Raw genomic sequence first — 17,332 nt, forward strand, 5'->3', positions numbered from 1 at the left:
AGGCGGGCCGGTCACCCTGTTCTCAGCCCCTAGAGTGAAGAGAGCAAATATGTTTCCTGATGTAAAACGAGTCCGTGCTGGCTGGGTTAGCGCCTGTCTCACCTTGGCATTCAGTCTGTTGGCGTTGCCTGCCGTGGCTGCAAATGCGCTCAATGTCTGTGCTGGTAAGTCCGAGCTGCCTTTTTCAAATGACAAGCAAGAGGGCTTTGAAAACAAGATTGCAACTGTGATTGGCAAGGCCATGAATCTGCCAATCAACTATTTCTGGTGGACCAATCCACTCACCCTGCAAAAAGACATGGAAGCAGGTAAATGTGATGTGTTGATAGGCACCGATCCGAATGATCCGCGTGTACTGACGACCAAACCTTATTATCGGTCGGCCTATGTGTTTATCACACGTAAAGACCGTGAAATTGATGTGACCTCCTGGGATCATCCCTACCTGAAAGAGAAAAACTTCCGTATCGGTGTCATGCCGGATAGCCCTGGCAAAAACATGTTGCTGCAAATCAACCGTTTTGACGACATGTTTGACTACTTTACTGAAATCCAGAATTTCCAGTCCACCCGCAACCGTTACATTCACGTCGAGCCGTCACGGCTGGTGAATGATGTGGCCAATATGCACCTGCATATGGCGATGTTGTGGGCGCCAGAAGCTGCGCGGTATGTGCGTGCTTCCGAAGTGCCGTTGAATATGGTGATTGTCGAAGATACCGCCAAAAAAACCAACGGTGAAAAAATCCCCATGCACTACAACGTGGTCATGGGTGTCAGCAAGCAGCACCCCGAGCTGGTGGATGCTTTGAATCGTGTGATTGATGCGCATGGCGCAGAGATAACTGCCATCCTTAAGGATGAAGGTATTCCTCTATTGAGTCTGCAATAAGCCACACTGTTTTGTTAATTAAGTTTTGGAGTTTGAATTGAAAGAATCTCAACAACCGCATTTACGCCGCCTGCGTCAACCACTGACCATGGCTTTGGGTCTGACAGGCTTGGTCATGGCTGCTTTCCTGACGGTGGCCTGTGCCAAAGACGAGTCTGCTGCGAGTCCTTCTGCGGCGAAAGCTGAGGCGAAAGCTGAGGCGCCTGCCACCCCAGCCACTGCCGTGCATGTGGCGTTGAAAGATGGTCCGCCATTGGAGTTCCGTGGCACGATTTCGGGAGATGTGCTGGAGATCGCACCGATGGACGGTGAGACCTTTACGCCTGAGGCCAAGCATTTTTTAGCCACCGGTGAAAACCCTTACCGGTCTGATCCTGAAGCGATCAAAAAAGGCTATACGATTTTCTCTACCGCCTGTTCTGGTTGTCATGGCCACCTGGCTGAAGGCAAGTTAGGGCCTGCGCTGGCAGATGAATACTGGACCTATCCTAAAAATCAAACCGACAAAGGCATCTTTGAAACCATTTATGGCGGGGCGAACGGCATGATGGGGCCGCAACAGGGCCGCCTGCAAGTGGATGAGATTATTCATATCATTGCCTGGATCCGTCACCAGGAGGAAGAAAACCTTAAAAACGGTGGCGCGGCAACGCCTCACAGTTAACCGGCTTAGCAGAGGGTGAGGCTGGTGGCCCTCTGATAATTGAAAAATAGACACCAGCTAATTTGTGATTAAGGAGAAAAGTGATGAAACACGTAATGACATTACTGGCCGTGGCTGGTGTGTTGGCAGTGTCCAATCAGGCTCTGGCTTACGATGGTCAAAATTGTAAAGAGCCAGGTAACTGCTGGGAAGCCAAACCCGGCTATCCGGAAAAAATTGCGGGTTCCAAATACGACCCGAAACATGATCCGGTAGAGCTTAACAAGCAAGAGGAAGCCATCAAGGCCATGGATGCACGTAATGCAAAACGCATTGCAAACGCCAAATCCAGCGGCAACTTCGTATTTGACGTGAAGTAATCTTAAATTCCCCCCTAGGAAGCTGACATCGTTTCCGGTGTCAGTTTTCACCTCCTGTGTATGTGGCAACCCGGTGTCGATTGCGTGCAGTCGATAGTGGCCTGTTTCATTCTGAATCATGGATGGTGTATGGAAAAACAAATGGATTTGGCCGCGTGGCGTGACGGTGCGCTGGCGTTTGAACAAGCATTAAACAGTGTGGTGGTTGGCATGCCTGAGCAAGTCAGGGCGCTCACCATTGCCATTTTTTCACGTGGCCATGTGCTGCTCGAAGGCGACGTTGGCGTCGGTAAAACCACGCTGTTACGCGCGGCAGCACAATTGCTGGGCGGTGGCTATCAGCGCATTGAGGGTGCGATTGACCTCATGCCGAGTGACTTTTTGTACCATGCCTATATCAACGAGCAGGGGCAGGCAGCGGTGAAACCCGGCCCCCTGTTGCAGCATGAAGACGCGCTTTCGGTGTTTTTTTTCAACGAAATCAACCGTGCGCGACCACAAGCCCATGCCTTGTTTCTGCGCCTGATGGCTGAGCGCTCGGTCAATGCGTTTAACCGTGAATATCATTTTCCGCACCTGACCGTATTTGCCGACCGTAACCGGCTGGAGCGTGAAGAGACATTCGAGATCCCGGCAGCGGCCCGTGACCGTTTCCTGATGGAAATTTCGGTGAAGGCGCCGGATGCACGTGAGCTGCAACGGGCACTGATGTTTGATACCCGCTTTTATGATGTCGATGCACTGGTCGGCCAGTTGCCCTCCGGCCTCACACCCTACGATCAGCTAAATGCGTTGGCTGCACAGGTGCAAAACACTGTGCGTGCCGAGCTGGCCTTACAGGAATATGCGGTAGAACTCTGGCGGGTGCTAAAAGACCCATTGGCAGCAGGCATCAGCCTGCCCGAGGTGGATATGAGCCGCTTGCTGGCCGGGGGCGCTAGCCCACGCGGCATGGCCATGTTGATGCGCAGTGCGCGTACGCGTGCCTGGCTGGAGGGGCGCGACTATCTCACCCCGGATGATATCCGCGCCGTCTGGCCGTATGTGGTGACGCACCGCGTGTTTTTGAGCGGCGCCTACGCCTTGCAGCATGAGCGGATTGCTCCGCAGTTGTTGCAAGCGGTGCTGGATAAAGTCTCTGCACCCTAAGCGGTGCGGCAGGTTCAAGCAATGATCGCGACCGGTGTGTGGATGGGTGTGAGTCAATCATGGTAGTGTCAAGTCAGTCCATGGTGCAACAGGCAGGGCAAGGGCACGTGCCGCCGTCCACCGTTGCCGCTGAACCAACCACTTTCGAACCGCGCCAGTTCTTTTATCCGGTGCCCTGGCGGGCACACAGCTATCACGCGGGCGCCACACTCACCAAGCATCATGGCAACGGCACTGACTTCGCTGGCTATGCTTCTTTACTGGCTTGCCCAGATCCCAAACGGATTGATATTCGCGCCAGTGTACGCACGCAGCCGCAGCAATGGCTGGTCAGGACTTATCTGGAACGTGCGGCTATTCATGTCTATGCCATTGTGGATGTTTCCAGCTCCTTATTTTTTCAGGGCCCTTCTGCCCAAGACTTGCAGCAGCGCCTAACCCGTTTTGTCGCGTCGCTCGCGTGGTCAGTAACGCGCCAGGGTGATGGCTTTGGTATGCACGCCGCCAGTGACCATTTGCCTGCAGATCTGCAACGCTTGCCCAGTTTTCAGCCTGGCACCGCGCAGCAGGTGCATGGCCTGCTTAATGGCTATTGGCAGCAGGCAAGCAGTCAAGGCGCTGATCAGGGCCATACCGCCAGCGCACTCCCTGCGGCGATTGAGGCTATCGGTTCCCGGCGTGCGCTGGTATTCCTCATCTCTGATTTTTTCTGGCCTGCGGCATTATTGCAAGCCACCATGCGTGCCGCACAGCCACATGATGTGATGCCGGTGGTATTGCGGGATGCCTCAGCTTTTGAGGGTTTGCCTGCGTTTGGCTGGGCGCGATTACGCGATATGGAAACCGGCCAGGAGCGTAGCTGGCTATTGCGGCGCAAGTTGCGCGCGCAGATTACTGCCGATGCCGCGCAGCAAAAACAGTCCCTTAATCAGGCGCTGATCAAAGCCGGGGCGAGGTTGCCTTTGTGGCTGCCGCCGGATTGGCGAGCAGAAGACGTGAGCCGGCACTTGATGGAGACCATGGCATGACATTCATACTTAACAATCGCCAATCCGCGCGGTGCTTGGCACGCTGGCTAGCCACATTTTTTGCCATGCATCTGCTGACTGCCAGCATGCTGGCGTATGCAGAAAGTAAGCCAGCGACACCGAGCGCCAGCATCCGTGTAGAAAGCGCCACCCGTGAAGCGGATTACACCCTGGGCAGCATCGCAACCCAGCATCTCAAAATTCATGTGCCACGCGGTTTTGTGCTGGATCCGGCCAGTTTGCCTGCCCCGGCACAAAATGAGGCCATAGAGCTGCGCGATGCCCATTGGCAACATGAGGACCTGGCGAATGAGCGCGTGATTAACCTGCAGATAGACTGGCAAATTTTTGTCGCCGGTGACACGGTCAAAATCCTGCCCTTAAAAAAACTGCATCTTGAGTTTACCTGCGAGCAGTCCAGTTGCGCCCAGCAACGCCTGACTGTTGATGTGCCAGCAGACAAGGTCATTGTGTCTAGCTTGCTGCCCGCCAGGATTGATGCCGAGCACGTCAAGCTTTACCCGGATGCGCCCATGCCCAGTTGGCCTTTAGCGCCACAACTGTGGGCACTGGCGGGTTGGGCCAGCGTGCTGGCATTGGCGCTGCTTTACCTGGCTTGGGTAGCTGGCTGGATCAGCTTGCCGCAGGAAAAACACATGCCTTTCCGTCAGGCCTGGCGCCAGATCCGCAAACTCAAAGGGGATGACGCTACGGATAGTTTGCAGGCCATGCGCTTGCTGGTGCGGGCCATGGATCAATTTGCCGGGCAGGCAGTGACCGCTGAAAATCTGCCGCAGTTGATGCAGCAGCAACCCAGACTACAGGCCCATGCGCCAGCCTTACAGACCTTTTACGCTGATGTGCAGCAGGCATTTTTTGCCGGGCGGCCGGTCACTGCTTCTATCCCCTTGCTGACCCAGTTAGCCAGAGACTTGAGTCAACTGGAGGTGGCTTAAGCATGTGGCAGGCCTGGGAGCAATCCCTGATTAACGCGTCAGGCTGGGGCGAGACCTGGGGGCTCACACAGTTATGGCCATTACTACTGCTGCCATTGACCGTATTGCCCTGGTGTCTGCGTGGTCAACGGCATTTCAAGCATCCGGCCTTGCAAGGCTTGCCCATAGATCCGCTTTCTGTATGGTTGGAGCGTAGCTGGAAAATTAGTTTAAGTACTTTGCTGCTGGCACTGGTCATTGCCCTGAGTGGCCCGTTCCTTAAATCGCAGTCGATCGAAAAGATCGGCCGCGGCGCCCATGTGATGATTGTGCTGGACCGCAGCGCCAGCATGAACGAGCCGTTTGTGAACAAAGGCGATGCCCAGGCGCGGCAACCAAAAATGCAGGTGGCGCGTGAGGTGTTGAAGTCATTGGTCAAGCAAGGCCATGAAGACCTGATGGGCATGGTGACCTTTAGTACCTCCCCAATTCTGGCAGCGCCTTTAGGCAATGACCGTGCGTTTGTGCAAGCCGCGCTCGACGCGACTGAAGCTGGTGGCATGGGTTTCACGGCGGTGGCGCGGGGGCTCGGTATGGCGCTGGATTATTTTGCCGACCAGCCGGTGACCGGCGCGCGTGCCATTGTGTTGGTCTCGGATGGCGGCGCGCACCTAGATGGCAAAACCCAGGACATGCTGCGAGCCATGTTTATGCGGCAACAGGCATCCTTGTACTGGATTTACCTGCGCTCTGAAAACGGCGTCACCCTCAAGCAAAGCCTGGCCGAAGGCGAGAATATTGACGCCTATCCCGAGGTGGCTTTGCATGACTATTTCCAGACACTGAATGTGCCTTATCACGTGTATGAGGCAGAGAATCCGCAGGCGGTGATGGCGGCTGTGCGCGATATTGCCAAGCTTAAAAACAAACCAACCCGTTATCTGGAACCGATTGCACGGCAAGACTTGAGCCAATACGCCTATGGCCTGGCCTGGCTGGCAGCCTTGCTATTAATCGCGATGCTACAACTGGAGTTAACACGGTGGCAAACATGAGTTATCCCAACACAAAAAGACAATGGATCAATCATTTGCGCCGCGGTGGCCTGTGGGCAGCGCTGTTGGTGCTGCTATCACTGGTGATGCTGGCGCGTCAGGGCATCACGCTCTATCAATCCACTGTTTACAGGCATAGCCTGCAGCCGCATGTGCTGATCAAGGACCGTTTGCTCGGTGCCAACCAGACGCCGCAGGCCTTGTTTGCCAATGCAGTTTTTTATGACGATCAACTCAAATCTGACCAGGCCTTGGCGCAATATGCTGCCGTCATTGCCAGCACCACCGACGACCAGCCTTTGCGTAAACAGGCCTATTTCAATTCGGGTAATGTGTATTTGCGCACCGCGATCCGCTTGCTCGAACAACGTGGCCTGCCTGCCTGGGATGAGGCGGGGCCACTGGTGGCCCTGGCCAAAGAGAGTTACCAGAAAGCGTTGCGCATTGAGCCAGACTGGTCCGAGGTGAAATACAACTACCATCTCGCCCTGAGGCTGGCGCCGACCACCCACGGCATGAATGGACCGCAACAGTACGAAGACGAGCAGATTAAAGCCGAAGAGCAACCCAGTGGCTGGCCTGCCATGCCAGGTAACCCGAGAGGCATGCCCTGATGATGGCAGGGTTTAAACAACTCAGGGCATGGGTATTTGGTAGCCCTGAAAACTCGCTGGCACCGCGCGGGCTGGTCTGGCGCAAGCGCTGCCTGTGGCTGCTGGCGCTGTTGCTCACACTCACGCTTTTTCACCCGCAACTGACCTTACCCAACCGTGTGTATGACTGGTACTTTGTGGTGGATATCACACAAAGCATGAATGTGACTGACTATCAGCTGAATGGGAAAAGCGTCAGCCGCCTGGAGATGGCCAAGCAAAGCATACGCAAAACCTTGTCTGTGCTGCCGTGTGGTTCACGTGTGGCGCTAGGCATGTTTACCGAGCGCAATACAGTCAATGTGGTGAAGCCGGTGGAGGTGTGCAGCCACTTTGCCGCGCTGGACCATGCCGTGGCCAGCATGGATTGGCGCATGGCGTGGGCGGCGGATTCGTTTATTGCACATGGCCTGTATAACGCGCTGGAACAGGCGCCGTTGTTAGGCAAACAGATGCGCCTGCTGTTTTTTACCGATGGCCAGCAAGCGCCGCCGGCCAATCCGCAATACCTGCCCAAATTCGCAGGCAAACCGGGCGAGGTGCAAGGCTATCTAGTGGGCATGGGCAAACCTACACCAAGCAAAATCCCCAAACTGGATGAAAAAAACGCAGTGGCGGGCTACTGGGAGCAAGAAGAGGTGCAGCGCTATGGCAATTTTGGCATGGCGGCCACGTTATCGGTGCTGGCCATGGAGCAAGGCCAGCATGACCGTAATGCCGGGCATGGGCCGGGTAACGAACTATTAAGCAATGCTCATTTATCTGCGCTAGATGAAAAAAATCTGCAGCGGCTCGCTGCCGAGACCGGCTTGCATTACGCCCGACTCAATAGCGTTTCGCAAGCTGGCGACTGGGCGACCGGGCTGGGCATGACGGCCTGGCGCTGGGCCAACACCGATTTGCGGCCCTGGCTGGCGCTGCCTGCCTGCCTATTGTGGCTGATATTTATCTGGCTCACGTTTGCCGATAGCCCCTGGTTGCTCGGCATGCAGCGGATGTTTCAACGATTTTTCAAGAAGGAGTAGTGTGTTATGAAGTGGTCTTTATGCGGAATGATGATGTTATTAAGTGTGCAAGCCTGGGCGCACGGGCCTACACCGCAAAAAACGGATGAATCCATCCAGGTGAATGCCTCGGCTGAGGCGGTGTGGAAACGTGTCAGTAGCCCTTGCAGCCTGGCGCAATGGCATCCGCAAGTCACGGCTTGCGAGCCGGTGAATGATACCCAGCAAAAACTGACCCTGAAAAACGGCAAGCAGTTGATGCAAGAAATCGACGAAGTGTCTGCGGCCGACATGACCGTGTCTTATCGTCTGTTTGGCGATATTGACTTGGAAGCGCTGCCGGTGAGTTCCTTGAACGGCAAAATCAAAGTCGCTGCTGACGGCAGCAACGCCAAAGTGACCTGGAGTGCCCGTTATTACCGTGCCTTTACAGGCAATGAACCCCCCGCAGGCCAGGATGATGAATCCGCCAAAAATGCGGTAGATGCCTTTGTGAAAGCTGGTTTGCAAGGTTTGAAAGAAGGCCGCCAGAATGCAGCGGCAAACAACCAGGGCTGGCGCCAAAAAATCTGCGCCAACTTGCGCCCCTTTTTTAAACGCCTAGGCTCCAGCCTGTGCGCTTGAGCTTAGCGCATTGATGATGCATCAACCGCGGCAATCGCTTATGACTGTGAATAAACACTTATTCTTAGGCAAGTCTTCCTGTTTCACTGGCTCTGTCGCGGCACAGCTTGCCTCGACCGCCTGGGCATGGTTGGCAACCGCGGGTTTACTGGCGGCGGCCAGCCTACCCGCCAGTGCGGAAGAGGGCGCTGCCAGCAGTGAAGCGGCATGGGTGATGCTCGAAGAGACGGATGATTCTTTGTGCCTGGCCCATGGCGGTAGGTTGGTCACGCTGGCGCTGACTGACAGCGGCAAAACCGCTGCCCCGGCTGGGCTGGAGGTGTGGGTAGACCGCTGGTTTATGCAGGTGCAGACCGCAGACCATACCCGTCATCAACTCACTGCCGAACACCCCAGCCAGGAGTTGGGGTGCTCACAAAGTATCGCCGGTCCGCAGCACTGGACACTTAGCACCATAAAACGCCTGCCATAGCAGGTGCATCCCTAGGAGTCTCGTATGCAAACAACCAACCCTTCAGATCCGCAATCCAATCTGGCATCTACCCAAACCTCTGCCGTGGTGCAGACACTGGCAAGCCAGGCGCAATTCAATGCGTGGGTGCAGGTGCATCCGCTCGCCGTGGTACTGTTCACGGCCGAATGGTGTGAGCCTTGCCAGCACTTTGCCCCCGTCCTGGCAGCGGTTGCCGCCCAGCATCCACAAGTCGCGTTTGCGGTAGCCGATGTTGATGTCGCCACCGATCTGGTCGCCAATTTCCAGGTGACACAAGTGCCAGCACTCATGGCGGTGCGTGATCGCGTCATCATTGATATGGTCAGGGGCGCCATGCAGGCGCATGAGCTGCAGCACCACCTGCAAATGTGGCAAGCGCTGGATATGCGCGCCATCAATGAACATTTCTCCCAACAAGCCTCCCAGCAAGCATCATGAAAAATTCCTGCCAATTTGCGGGAACCGGTCTCAATGCTTAAAGCACGCATCGCGCTATCGTAACGCCTGTATGAGGACGATGGGTGTGCGCAGGCATCTGCCGCTAAAAACGCTATGGACCATGCTCAGCCTTTGCTTTGCGCTGGGCGTACAGGCGGCGGATGTTGCGTATATCACTAATCAGGGTGAACACACGGTGTCGGTGGTCGACCTGCGCCAACTGCAGGTGATCAAAACCATCCCGGTGGGGCAGTCGCCGGTGGGCGTTGCCATCCATCCCCAACAGAAAAAAGTGTATGTGAGCAATGTCGATGGCCGCTCTATTTCGGTGATTGATATCACGCATCAGCAAGTGGTACAGACACTCTCGCTGCCGATTGCCCCAGTGGGGCTGGCGATTAATCAAGCGGGCGACCGCCTGTATGTGGCTGACTGGTATCACAATCGTTTGCTGGTGGTTGAGCCCGTGCGCGGGCAAGTGCTGGCGAGCATAGAAGTGGGGCAGGCACCTGGCGGCTTGCAATTGAGTCGCGATGGCCAGACGCTCTATGTGGCGAATCGTGACAGTAACGATGTGAGTGTGGTGGATACCCGCACGAATAAGCAGCTGGGCAGAATTAAAGTAGGCCAGCACCCGTTTGGTTTGGGGTTGAGCCCCAATGGCAAGCAGTTGTATGTGGTGAATGTGTACTCTAACTCGGTCAGCGTGGTAGACACGCGTGACCAGCGCGTTGCGGCTACGCTCGCTGTTGGTAGACATCCTTACTGCGTCACCACAGACCCGCAAGGGCAGCGCTTGTTTGTCACCAACACCGGCGAAGATAGCGTTAGCGTGATCGACCTCGCGAGCCAGCAGCCGCTGGCTAAAATCCGCGTCCCCGGCACGCCCGAAGGCATTGCCTTTGACCGCCAGCAACAACAGCTGGTGGTCACCAGTTGGATGGAAAATGTCATAGCCGTCATTGACGGGCAACGGCTGGATTCACCGCGGCAGGTCAAGGTTGGATCACAGCCACGTGCCTTTGGCGGGTTTGTGTTTGAGGCTGGCGAATGAGTATAGCGTCGGGAGTTTATCCCGGTTAAATCGGGAAGCATGACGCTATTGCCAAGGATTTTAAGTGCTTAATATGCAATGGTCATTTAAATTTCAAATTTAATTGATTTGCATAAAGTATATCTCCATGTTCTGGCCAGTTGTTGCAGCAACTGGCCGACTTTTTTTAAGGATGCTCTATGCAATACGCTCGATTGTTGACCCTCATTGCAGGCCTGCTTGCCAGCCTCACCCTGAGCGCCCAGCCGCTCGCTTATGTCCCTAACGAAAAAGACGGCACCGTCTCGGTGATTGATACCAGCACCGACCAAGTCATCAATACCTTGCCTAAAAAAGGCAGGCTCGGCAAAAAAGTGCAGGCCGCCGCTATCCACCCCAGCAACCAAAAACTCTACGTCGTCGTGCGCGATAAAAACGCCGTCTCGGTGGTAGACACCCAGCTCGGCAAACAAACCGCCTTGATCAAAGTCGGCGACGAACCCGAAGGCATTGATATTTCACCAGACGGCAAGTTGCTGGCCGCCTGCCTGGAAGAAGAAAACGCGGTCTCGCTGGTAGACCTGCAAACCAACAAGCTCAAACACACCATCAAAACCCAGGGCAAAAACCCCGAGCATTGCGTGTTTTCACCCGACCAGCAATGGCTGCTCGCCAGCAATGAAGAGAGTAACAACGTGGATGTGATTAACCTCAACACGCTCAAATCCGAACACCTGATCGCATCCACCAAACACCCGCGCGGCGTCGGTTTTAGCCCCGATGGCAAATGGGCTTATGTAGCAAATGAAGCCGCCAGCTTGCTAGAGATTGTCTCCACCGCCGACTGGAAAGTGCAAGCCAATATCAAGGTCGGCCTGCGCTCGAATGGAGTCAAGGTCAATGCCGATGGCAGCCGTATTTATGTCAGCAATGGCGGCGATCACAACCTCAGCGTGATCGATACCGCTACCCGCGAAGTCATCGCCACCATCCCCGTCGGCCAACGCCCCTGGAATATGGCACTGACACCGGATGGTAAAAAACTCTATGTCGCCAATGGACGTAGCAATAACGTCTCGGTGATTGATACTCAAACCAATGCCAAGCTTAAGGATATTGCAGTGGGGAATTTACCTTGGGGGGTGGTGATTCATTAGGGTTGATAGATTAATGTTGCTTCTCAGTGCCCATTAACATTCTGTAAGGTGGGCAGCTCGTTGCCCACGCTACCTGGCTGCCGGGTTATGTGTTTTCTCTAAATAACTGGTGATTGTCATCGTCGCTCTCGAGGGGCTCAATTCTGGTGAAGATGATTCGTGGTCGACGAGCATCCAAACGCCCCTTTTCATCTTCCCTACTTACTCGGCCATAAACTTTGCAACGCAGAAAGAGGCTGGGCTTGAACCGAACAATGCTTCCCACCTCAGGGACTCCGGTGAGAATATGTCCTTGGTAACCAATACCAACGGTGTTCGACATTTCGTTGCCGCGAGTTAGCTCTCCCTCAAGAATCACGGTCTGTCCATGTTCAAGCTCAGGGAAGAGGACTTCTCCTGGCTCTTCTACCTCGTTAGTAAATATTTGGCGGTACCTGCGGGTAATGGTTTCTTCAACTACAGTGTTACCGTCATAAATGCCAACAGATAGCGACCGCTCTTCTTCTACAACCTCGGTTATTTTCTTCAGAAGAGTGGGGCTCGCCGAAGCGTAAAACTCTAAAAATTCTTTAGGTACATATAGGAACTCGCCCTGCGAGTTCCTAATTCCGATCAATGCATTGTTGTCTTTAAATTTAACGTTTTCGAATTTTTTTATGGTTAAGTCACCCATGTGCTTTCCGATACGAATCATCCATTGGATAGCATGTAGAGCCTTTTTGAATACGTCTTTAAGGCCGATGTCCTTAAAATCGTTCTCGGCCATCTTCTGAGCTGCTTTTACGCCGTACGCAAGAAGTATTCCGCCAATGACAATTTCCCAAGAACCCTTTTTAACCTTTACAGGAAATTCAAAATCTGTGGTTCTTAGCTCTGGGGCTTGTTGAAACACGAAGAACCGAACTGCTTCATCCACCCCTAAAAGTGCTTGGGCAGACTTGCGAGCATCGAGATATCCATCCCTAACTAGCTCGCCCGAATATTTGATATAGCCGAGTTGCCCTTCTTCTTGTTCCATAACTTTGTCCTTGGCTATCGGTGAAGATTACAAGACACATAATGTGAAGCTAAGGGGCGCCGCGCTTTTGCGGCCTCACGCTTGAGCGTAAGGTTATGCATCTGCCCGCCCACCTGACGCTTTAAGAGCCTCTAGTGATTTTGCTGCCGACTTGAGCTTTTCCTGCCTTTCTTTCTGCTCAAGAAGATCGTCGAGAATCAGCTCAATTGCAAGGCGTACTGCTGGGAATGCAGCCAGACAATCTGCCTCTGAAAGAGTATGAACGCCAACACTCAGAATGCTATAGAGGCTCCGGTTTTGAACTAAAAATTCTGGTAAGTGATATTTGAGGAGGCTAATCTTTTCGTCCATACGTGCCCGACTATAAGTGTCATCGTCCCAGCCTGCGTCCTTCGACGCTGCCACGTGAGCGCCTTCAATAAGCGATTCAAAAATGCGACGGAGGTAGACAAAGGCACCGACACCAACTCCATGCGTGGTTAAACCAATTGCACGAGTCAACTCTTTGAACCCTTCTTGTCCAAGCACTTGGCGATACTTGCGAAAATCGGGTAAGGCGAGTTCGGCAAGAGATGGTATCTGTCCAATTTTCTGAAGAATTCCTTCATGTGCCCTAAATACAAAAAGTGCTTGATGCGATTTTTTTCGTGAGCAGTTAAACGCCAGGCTGAAGATGTAATTGGTGTAGTGCGATTTTGTGGAGTAGTTGTTTTTTTGCACTGTAAAAACGCTGTGTTGCCCGCACTCAGGACAATGAAAATCCAAAGTTCCGTCAAACTGCTCTAGCGCAAAAAATGGATTATTCTTCTCGGTGGCGTATTCAAACTGCTCGTAAAGCGGCACGCTGAGGCAAAAGTCCTTTGCTGAAGGAAGGTCAGGAAATTTTGCGCTCTCTGGTTTTTCTGCGGACATTTAATATATTTCCATCAAGATGCATAACGTATGGTAGGCATCCTAAATGACGCAAAACTTTCCGTCAGTGATGCTTTTTTAATTGAAGATTTAAGGCTTTTATTTAACATTTTCAAGCTGTTGTTAATTTTAGACCATCCTAAAATACAACCTTAACTGCGTCAACTTCTATCAGCTCTACACAACAAACCATACCTTTTAATGGCATTTCCATCAAAAGCCGATTCTGCCGAGAACAGTTCCAGGCCTTCGAGCTTGGCTTGAGTAAGAAGCAATCCGTACAATGGGTCTTTGTGGTGAACTGGCAGATTTTGTGTGAGGCGTTACAATCGACCATGTGACCGCACACTTTCATAATTTCTTGCTGTATGAATGAATAGGGAAAAATTCCCGAATGTTTTTGGTGAATACTCTTTAAAATCCCCCTAGCATGATGAAATCTCTCAGCCTTCAATTCAAACTCAATCTGATTATTACCCTGTTGTTGCTTGGGTTGCTGCTGACGTGGGCGGTGTCGGTGGTTAAAAACGCGCGTGAAGATGTGCTGGCGGAGGTGCAGTCGACGAGTAATCTGGTGATGCATTTGCTGGATGCGGAGATTGCCCATTACATGACGGACTTTGGCTGGTTGCAGCATAACCAGCAAGAGGGGATTCAGATCTTCCGGCTGGAGGAGTTGAAGAATATCCGCCATTTGAAGGTGGATTTTTACGATAACAATGGCCGCTTGCGCGAATCTAACCGCAGTACGCGGCTGACGCATAGCGGGGAAGATCCCCCCAAATGGTTTGTGAAGTTGCTGGATATTTCTAGTGTGCTGAATGAGCCCAAGCGCAAAAATATTATTTTAAATGGCCGCTTTATTGGCGAGTTGGTGATTACGCCGGACCCTAGTTTTGAGTTGCGCGAGATTTGGGATGATACGTCTGGCTTGCTTGCGATTGTGAGTTTGTTTGGCTTGAGTGTGCTGCTGTTTGTGTATTGGACGGTGCGGGCGACGTTTAAGCCGGTTAAGCAGATTATTCATGGCTTGAACCAGATTGAGCGCGGTGAATACCAGAGCCGGTTGCCGGGATTTCAGCAGGTGGAGTTGAGCGAGATTAGTGACAAGTTCAACAGTATGGCGAGCACGCTTGAACAAAGCATCCGCAACAACCATCGTTTGACCCAGCAGATTATTCATTTGCAGGAAGAAGAGCGTAAAAAACTTGCGCGCGATTTGCATGATGAGATTGGCCAGTATCTGACCGCGGTGCATGTGGATGCGAGTGCGCTGGTGGCGGCCAAAAAGCTGAGCTCAGCGCGCGAGAGTGCGCAGGCGATTGCGCAGATCACGCGGCAAATGATGGTGACGATACAGGATATTTTGTCGCGCTTGCGTCCGCGTGTGCTGGATGAATTGGGGTTGAGCCTGGCACTGGCGGAGTTGATCCATCACTGGCGCGACCGCAATCGCGGCATTATGGTGGTGAATCAGATTTCTAACCATTTGTCGCAGCCGGACGAGGCGTTGTCGGTGACGGTGTACCGCATTTTGCAGGAGTGTTTGACCAATATCAGTAAGCATGCGGCAGCGACGCGGGTGACGATTGAGGTGAGGGAGACCGACAACGGCCTTTACCTGATGGTGGAGGATGACGGACGCGGCTTTGACCCGCAGTTGCAAACGCGCGGTTACGGCTTGGCCGGCATGCAAGAGCGGGTAGAGGGCTTGATGGGGCGCATGCATATTCAGACGGCGCCCGGTCAGGGGACGCGTATAGAAATTCATTTTCAGATGACAGAAGCATTTCAGGAAGCAGCGGTATGACAGTCAAGGTGGTGTTGGTAGATGATCACACAGTGGTGCGATCAGGGTTAAGGCGTCTGCTTGAAAGCCACAAGTCGATAGAAATTATCGCCGAGGCGGATACCGGCGAACAGGCTTATCAGGTGTATGGTGAAGTGCTGCCTGACGTGATGCTGATGGATATCTCCATGCCTGGCATGGGTGGGCTTGAGGCTGCCAAGCGTATTTTGCAGCGCTATCCGCAAGCCAGGATCGTTATTTTCTCTATGCATGAAGCCGTCTCGTTTGCCGCGCAGGCGCTCAAAACCGGCGTCAAAGGCTATGTGACCAAAACCGGCGTGGCTGAAGACCTGGTGCAAGCGGTGCTGGATGTGTCCAAGGGGCGCACGTTTTTAAGTCAGGATGTGGCGCAGAAAGTCGCGTTGCAAACCCTGGTGGGCGACAGTAATCCGCTCCAACAGCTGACGTCACGAGAGTTTGAGGTGTTCCGGCTGCTGGCCGAGGGCAAACGGGCGGATGAGGTGGCTGACATGCTAAAAATCAGCCAGAAAACCGTGGCCAATTACTACACCTTGATTAAGCAGAAGCTGTCTGTGAACAGCCCGGTAGAAATGGTCAGGCTGGCCATGAAGCATGGGCTGATTGATGCAAGCTAACTCGTTAAGTTTTTTCTTCGATTGCTCTTTGCTTAATTCCGTCCTTGCTTAAATCGGCCCTTGCTTAGATCCGTCTTAGTCAAGCCGCTTTAGGCCGTCTTCTCAATCCACACACAGCAGGTCTTTCCAGTTGGTCGTATAGCCTGGGCTCTTGCGCGTTTGCTTCATTTGCCAGGGTTGTTGCCTGCCTTCACTTGCCAGCCGCAGTGTGGCTCTACCCATTTTTCGGTTAATGGCATCCATTGCCAGCATCAGCCGCGAAGATTTGTCGGCTTGTGTGCTTTGGTGAAACAAGTCTTGCTGTATTGCCTGCGCTGGCACCAGCTCGCCCAGCGACACCCCGGCTTTGGCATACTCGTGGCCGGGCTGGTAAATCCGCCTGAGCGCCCACAAGGCCGCTTTCACCAGTTGCCGCGTATCGTTTGTGGCCACCGGCAACGGCACGGTCAGGGCATTGCTGTAAAAGGCACGGTCTTCGCGGAAGGGACTGGTACGGATATACACATACACACTGCCCGCAAACAATTGCTTTCTGCGTAACTTTTCTGCAGCGCGCGTCGTGTACAAGGTGAGCGCTTCGGTGAGGCCAGCAAGATCACCGACCGGCTGGCCAAAGCTGCGCGTGCTCAAAATCTGTTGCTGCGACCCGCGCACTTCTTCGAGTTCCAGGCACACGGTGCCATTGAGCTCGCGGATGGTTTTTTCCATCACCACGCTAAAGCGCCTACGCATGGTTTCGGCATGACTGTATTTGAGGTCGTAGGCGGTATGGATCGCGAGTGCGGGCGCATGCAGGCTGGCGGCCAGTCGGCGGCCGACGCCCCAGACTTCTTCGACCGCAATTTGGGCAAGGCAGGCATCTACCGCTGCATTAGGCAGGGCAGTGAAGTTGCATACGCCTTGCATGGCAGGCGTATGCTTGGCCCAATGATTGGCAAGCTTAGCCAGTGTTTTGCTGGCCCCTATGCCGACACACACTGGCAAGCCCGTCCCACGCAGGATGGTTTGCCGCAGGGTTTGGGCATAAGCCGTCAAATCGCGGCGCGCAAATCCGGTCAACTCCAAAAAGCATTCATCAATGGAGTAAATCTCCTGGGCCGGACTGAACTGGCGCAAAATCGACATGACGCGATTGCTCATGTCCGCATACAAGGCATAGTTGGATGAAAACGCGATCACGCCAACTTTTTCCGCCTGCTTGCTAATCTGGAACCAGGGCGCGCCCATGGCAATGCCCAGTGCTTTGGCCTCTGCGCTGCGCGAGACTACGCAGCCGTCATTATTGCTTAACACCACTACCGGCCGTTGCCATAGTTTGGGGTTAAACACCCGCTCGCAGCTCACATAAAAGTTATTTACATCAATCAGCGCAATGGCGCGAGGGTGGGCGCTTGCGCTGTGGGTCACCCCTGTATGAAGAGTGTCGGCGGAATGCAGGCTATTCATAGGCATGAGGTGTGTTTCATGAAATTC

At 53.6% G+C, this 17,332-nt stretch carries 19 protein-coding genes; 16 read left to right on the top strand and 3 right to left on the bottom strand.

Translation table 11 applies throughout. The annotated features are described in order from the left end of the window. Positions 1 to 49: 49 nt before the first annotated feature. From moxJ to ACIDF8_RS06015, 14 genes are all read left to right on the top strand, one after another. Positions 50 to 892, top strand: coding sequence for a methanol oxidation system protein MoxJ (gene moxJ / locus ACIDF8_RS05950; RefSeq protein WP_412009703.1), 843 nt, complete (start codon positions 50 to 52; stop codon positions 890 to 892). Positions 893 to 929: 37 nt separating this feature from the next. Next, on the top strand, positions 930 to 1,556 hold the full coding sequence (gene moxG, locus ACIDF8_RS05955; RefSeq protein WP_412009704.1) for a cytochrome c(L), periplasmic: 627 nt from the start codon (positions 930 to 932) through the stop codon (positions 1,554 to 1,556). An 83-nt stretch (positions 1,557 to 1,639) separates the two neighbouring features. Continuing rightward, on the top strand, positions 1,640 to 1,915 hold the full coding sequence (locus tag ACIDF8_RS05960; RefSeq protein ID WP_194747393.1) for a methanol dehydrogenase [cytochrome c] subunit: 276 nt from the start codon (positions 1,640 to 1,642) through the stop codon (positions 1,913 to 1,915). Between the two features lie 129 nt (positions 1,916 to 2,044). Then, positions 2,045 to 3,064 carry an AAA family ATPase gene (locus ACIDF8_RS05965; protein WP_412009705.1) on the top strand — a complete coding sequence of 340 codons (1,020 nt, stop codon included), beginning with the start codon at positions 2,045 to 2,047 and terminating at the stop codon, positions 3,062 to 3,064. 59 nt (positions 3,065 to 3,123) lie between these two features. Then, entirely contained in the window at positions 3,124 to 4,092 is a 969-nt protein-coding gene (locus tag ACIDF8_RS05970; protein ID WP_412009706.1) for a DUF58 domain-containing protein, read from the top strand. Then, positions 4,089 to 5,048, top strand: coding sequence for a hypothetical protein (locus ACIDF8_RS05975; RefSeq protein ID WP_412009707.1), 960 nt, complete (start codon positions 4,089 to 4,091; stop codon positions 5,046 to 5,048). Before ACIDF8_RS05970 ends, ACIDF8_RS05975 begins: the two co-directional genes overlap by 4 nt. Positions 5,049 to 5,050: 2 nt before the next feature. Further along, positions 5,051 to 6,082 carry a vWA domain-containing protein gene (locus tag ACIDF8_RS05980; protein ID WP_412009708.1) on the top strand — a complete coding sequence of 344 codons (1,032 nt, stop codon included), beginning with the start codon at positions 5,051 to 5,053 and terminating at the stop codon, positions 6,080 to 6,082. Continuing rightward, positions 6,079 to 6,696: a hypothetical protein gene (locus tag ACIDF8_RS05985; RefSeq protein ID WP_412009709.1), complete on the top strand. Its 618-nt coding sequence runs from the start codon at positions 6,079 to 6,081 to the stop codon at positions 6,694 to 6,696. Before ACIDF8_RS05980 ends, ACIDF8_RS05985 begins: the two co-directional genes overlap by 4 nt. After that, the gene (locus tag ACIDF8_RS05990) at positions 6,696 to 7,760 is read left to right on the top strand and encodes a vWA domain-containing protein (protein ID WP_412009710.1); all 1,065 of its coding nucleotides are present in this window, start codon (positions 6,696 to 6,698) and stop codon (positions 7,758 to 7,760) included. The genes ACIDF8_RS05985 and ACIDF8_RS05990 overlap by 1 nt, the downstream gene beginning before the upstream one ends. A gap of 6 nt (positions 7,761 to 7,766) precedes the next feature. Continuing rightward, positions 7,767 to 8,363 carry an SRPBCC family protein gene (locus ACIDF8_RS05995; protein WP_412009711.1) on the top strand — a complete coding sequence of 199 codons (597 nt, stop codon included), beginning with the start codon at positions 7,767 to 7,769 and terminating at the stop codon, positions 8,361 to 8,363. A gap of 40 nt (positions 8,364 to 8,403) precedes the next feature. Then, complete coding sequence (locus ACIDF8_RS06000; RefSeq protein WP_412009712.1) at positions 8,404 to 8,835, top strand: hypothetical protein; 432 nt, start codon at positions 8,404 to 8,406, stop codon at positions 8,833 to 8,835. A gap of 24 nt (positions 8,836 to 8,859) precedes the next feature. Then, positions 8,860 to 9,294, top strand: a complete 435-nt coding sequence (locus ACIDF8_RS06005) for a thioredoxin family protein (protein WP_412009713.1) — start codon at positions 8,860 to 8,862, stop codon at positions 9,292 to 9,294. A gap of 85 nt (positions 9,295 to 9,379) precedes the next feature. After that, the gene (locus tag ACIDF8_RS06010) at positions 9,380 to 10,348 is read left to right on the top strand and encodes a beta-propeller fold lactonase family protein (RefSeq protein ID WP_412009714.1); all 969 of its coding nucleotides are present in this window, start codon (positions 9,380 to 9,382) and stop codon (positions 10,346 to 10,348) included. 179 nt (positions 10,349 to 10,527) lie between these two features. Continuing rightward, the gene (locus ACIDF8_RS06015) at positions 10,528 to 11,484 is read left to right on the top strand and encodes a beta-propeller fold lactonase family protein (RefSeq protein ID WP_412009715.1); all 957 of its coding nucleotides are present in this window, start codon (positions 10,528 to 10,530) and stop codon (positions 11,482 to 11,484) included. An 85-nt stretch (positions 11,485 to 11,569) separates the two neighbouring features. On the opposite strand, the gene ACIDF8_RS06020 is transcribed toward ACIDF8_RS06015, so the two are convergent. Together ACIDF8_RS06020 and ACIDF8_RS06025 are read right to left on the bottom strand one after the other, a co-directional pair. Continuing rightward, positions 11,570 to 12,502, bottom strand: coding sequence for a hypothetical protein (locus ACIDF8_RS06020; RefSeq protein WP_412009716.1), 933 nt, complete (start codon positions 12,500 to 12,502; stop codon positions 11,570 to 11,572). Between the two features lie 93 nt (positions 12,503 to 12,595). Then, complete coding sequence (locus tag ACIDF8_RS06025) at positions 12,596 to 13,414, bottom strand: hypothetical protein (protein ID WP_412009717.1); 819 nt, start codon at positions 13,412 to 13,414, stop codon at positions 12,596 to 12,598. A gap of 430 nt (positions 13,415 to 13,844) precedes the next feature. On the opposite strand from ACIDF8_RS06025, the gene ACIDF8_RS06030 reads away from it, so the two are divergent. Beyond that, positions 13,845 to 15,224, top strand: coding sequence for an ATP-binding protein (locus ACIDF8_RS06030; protein ID WP_412009718.1), 1,380 nt, complete (start codon positions 13,845 to 13,847; stop codon positions 15,222 to 15,224). Further along, positions 15,221 to 15,859: a response regulator gene (locus ACIDF8_RS06035; RefSeq protein WP_412009719.1), complete on the top strand. Its 639-nt coding sequence runs from the start codon at positions 15,221 to 15,223 to the stop codon at positions 15,857 to 15,859. The genes ACIDF8_RS06030 and ACIDF8_RS06035 overlap by 4 nt, the downstream gene beginning before the upstream one ends. Positions 15,860 to 15,961: 102 nt before the next feature. Here ACIDF8_RS06035 and ACIDF8_RS06040 read toward each other — a convergent pair whose 3' ends face one another. Then, positions 15,962 to 17,311, bottom strand: coding sequence for a Y-family DNA polymerase (locus ACIDF8_RS06040; protein WP_412009720.1), 1,350 nt, complete (start codon positions 17,309 to 17,311; stop codon positions 15,962 to 15,964). Positions 17,312 to 17,332: the final 21 nt, after the last annotated feature.

Source organism: Methylophilus sp. 3sh_L, from assembly GCF_046766015.1.
In the GTDB taxonomy this organism is placed as follows: domain Bacteria; phylum Pseudomonadota; class Gammaproteobacteria; order Burkholderiales; family Methylophilaceae; genus Methylophilus.

Bases quoted from the DNA above. Each gene is read 5' to 3' on its own strand.
- moxJ (WP_412009703.1), top strand. From the start codon at position 50: ATGTTTCCTGATGTAAAACGAGTCCGTGCTGGCTGGGTTAGCGCCTGT.
- ACIDF8_RS05960 (WP_194747393.1), top strand. From the start codon at position 1,640: ATGAAACACGTAATGACATTACTGGCCGTGGCTGGTGTGTTGGCAGTG.
- ACIDF8_RS05965 (WP_412009705.1), top strand. From the start codon at position 2,045: ATGGAAAAACAAATGGATTTGGCCGCGTGGCGTGACGGTGCGCTGGCG.
- ACIDF8_RS05970 (WP_412009706.1), top strand. From the start codon at position 3,124: ATGGTAGTGTCAAGTCAGTCCATGGTGCAACAGGCAGGGCAAGGGCAC.
- ACIDF8_RS05975 (WP_412009707.1), top strand. From the start codon at position 4,089: ATGACATTCATACTTAACAATCGCCAATCCGCGCGGTGCTTGGCACGC.
- ACIDF8_RS05980 (WP_412009708.1), top strand. From the start codon at position 5,051: ATGTGGCAGGCCTGGGAGCAATCCCTGATTAACGCGTCAGGCTGGGGC.
- ACIDF8_RS05985 (WP_412009709.1), top strand. From the start codon at position 6,079: ATGAGTTATCCCAACACAAAAAGACAATGGATCAATCATTTGCGCCGC.
- ACIDF8_RS05990 (WP_412009710.1), top strand. From the start codon at position 6,696: ATGATGGCAGGGTTTAAACAACTCAGGGCATGGGTATTTGGTAGCCCT.
- ACIDF8_RS05995 (WP_412009711.1), top strand. From the start codon at position 7,767: ATGAAGTGGTCTTTATGCGGAATGATGATGTTATTAAGTGTGCAAGCC.
- ACIDF8_RS06000 (WP_412009712.1), top strand. From the start codon at position 8,404: ATGACTGTGAATAAACACTTATTCTTAGGCAAGTCTTCCTGTTTCACT.
- ACIDF8_RS06005 (WP_412009713.1), top strand. From the start codon at position 8,860: ATGCAAACAACCAACCCTTCAGATCCGCAATCCAATCTGGCATCTACC.
- ACIDF8_RS06015 (WP_412009715.1), top strand. From the start codon at position 10,528: ATGCAATACGCTCGATTGTTGACCCTCATTGCAGGCCTGCTTGCCAGC.
- ACIDF8_RS06020 (WP_412009716.1), bottom strand. From the start codon at position 12,502: ATGGAACAAGAAGAAGGGCAACTCGGCTATATCAAATATTCGGGCGAG.
- ACIDF8_RS06025 (WP_412009717.1), bottom strand. From the start codon at position 13,414: ATGTCCGCAGAAAAACCAGAGAGCGCAAAATTTCCTGACCTTCCTTCA.
- ACIDF8_RS06030 (WP_412009718.1), top strand. From the start codon at position 13,845: ATGATGAAATCTCTCAGCCTTCAATTCAAACTCAATCTGATTATTACC.
- ACIDF8_RS06035 (WP_412009719.1), top strand. From the start codon at position 15,221: ATGACAGTCAAGGTGGTGTTGGTAGATGATCACACAGTGGTGCGATCA.
- ACIDF8_RS06040 (WP_412009720.1), bottom strand. From the start codon at position 17,311: ATGCCTATGAATAGCCTGCATTCCGCCGACACTCTTCATACAGGGGTG.